This is a genomic window from Streptomyces sp. NPDC058964 (genome assembly GCF_042741275.1).
In the GTDB taxonomy this organism is placed as follows: Bacteria; Actinomycetota; Actinomycetes; order Streptomycetales; family Streptomycetaceae; genus Streptomyces.
Genome location: NZ_JBHYKH010000952.1, coordinates 1 through 1,518 on the forward strand (window position 1 = coordinate 1; position 1,518 = coordinate 1,518).

At 69.8% G+C, this 1,518-nt stretch carries 2 protein-coding genes; one reads left to right on the plus strand and one right to left on the minus strand.

All coding sequences use genetic code 11. The features are described from left to right. On the minus strand, positions 1 to 212 hold a 212-nt coding region (locus tag ACFW2E_RS46720), incomplete at its 3' end, for a hypothetical protein (protein ID WP_384478225.1). Between the two features lie 595 nt (positions 213 to 807). Here ACFW2E_RS46720 and ACFW2E_RS46725 point away from each other — a divergent pair. Beyond that, on the plus strand, positions 808 to 1,266 hold the full coding sequence (locus tag ACFW2E_RS46725) for a VOC family protein (protein ID WP_384478227.1): 459 nt from the start codon (positions 808 to 810) through the stop codon (positions 1,264 to 1,266). Positions 1,267 to 1,518 lie beyond the last annotated feature (252 nt).

Genomic DNA, 1,518 nt, shown 5'->3' on the forward strand with positions numbered 1-1,518 from the left:
AACGTGTAGAGCGACGGCGGGCATCCGCCGGCCAGCGCGAGGCGGAGGTCGCCCCGGCGCTCGTCCAGCAGGTAGACCGCTGACGCCACGCCGTTCAGTCGGCGCCTGGCCTCACGAGCGGCGTAGTGGAGGACCTCGGGGAGATTGACTCTGTGCACGGTTCCGGGCCCGCCGCGGAGATGCCGGGTCTTTCCGGGTCGGCTGCTCGTCACGAGACGGCTCCCTCCAGCGAGTGCTGGGCGACGGGAGAAGGTCTGTCCCATTCGCGTGATAAGTAATTATTTGGCGCTCGGGGGCTCGGCGCGAGCCCGGTGCGGGGCTCGGCAGACCCGCAGGCACCCCGGCCGGGAGTCGCGGCTCCGGGCCAGGGGCAAATAGGCCTCTCGCGAGTATGTTGACGTGGCCCGTGGTGAGATCCCGGCATGCCGCGCCGGCCCGGCAGCGGCCCCGCCGGCCGGCCCCGGGGGGTGGTGGCGCAAGGTCCCCCCGGAGAAGTCTTCACCCGGCCTCGGCGACGGACCGGCGACGCCGGCTCGGCTCGGTCCCGTTCGCTCGGGCATGGTCGTTGTCGCAGTCGTTCCGCGCCACCCCCGGCCTCGTCTCGCGCGCCGGGTCTTCGCCGGGGTGTCGTCGTGCTGCACCGCGCAGGCTCTCCGCTCCCGGATTCGAAAACATTTAATTGACGTAGCAAGTATCATGGATATGGTGGGTATCCCGCGAGGTGGGGCTGCGGCCATGCCGCACCCGTCGTGCAGAGCCCACCGTCCCTCCTGCGGCACGCCGTGCAGACAGCGAGAGGATCACGTCATGCCCGAACCGCAGGGTGAAGAGCTGCAGGCCATACGGCATCGTCAGGAGGAGCTGAAGCAGCGCTATCTGCTTCCTGCCGGTGAGCGTCCCAGGACCGCCTCGCGCGGCATTCATCATGCCGCGTTCATCTGCCGGGACGTGGAGGAGACGATCCTCTTCTACCGGGATGTCATGGGGTTCCCGCTGGTCGACCTCTTCGAGAATCGCGACTACGCAGGGTCCACGCATTTCTTCCTGGACATCGGCAACGAGAACCTTCTCGCCTTCTTCGACTTCCCGGGGCATCCCCACCCGAGTGCGAGGAGTCCATCGGCGGAGGGCATCACCTGGCCCTGTCGGTCACCGACGACGACTTCGCTGCGATCAGGAGCCGTCTGCAGGAACGCGGCCTCCCGTTCATGGAGGTCGCGGGCGGACATGCCCCGAACCTGTACCTGGCCGACCCCAACGGCCTGAGAGTAGAGCTCTACGGCGAGCCGCTCGGCCACGCCATGGACACGTACCTGCTGTGACGCGGTACGTGGCCCCTGTGCTGCGGATCATCACAGGCCAGGGGCCACATGGCGGAGGTGTCCCCGCTACGGCGCGTTAAACGGCCGGGGCGGCCGAACCGGCCCGGGCCCCCCCCCGGCCCGGGCGGGGGGGGGGGGCGCGGGGGCGGAGGCCGCGGGTTTTCCCGCCCCCGCCATAGTGGCGCGAAGGCGCGGT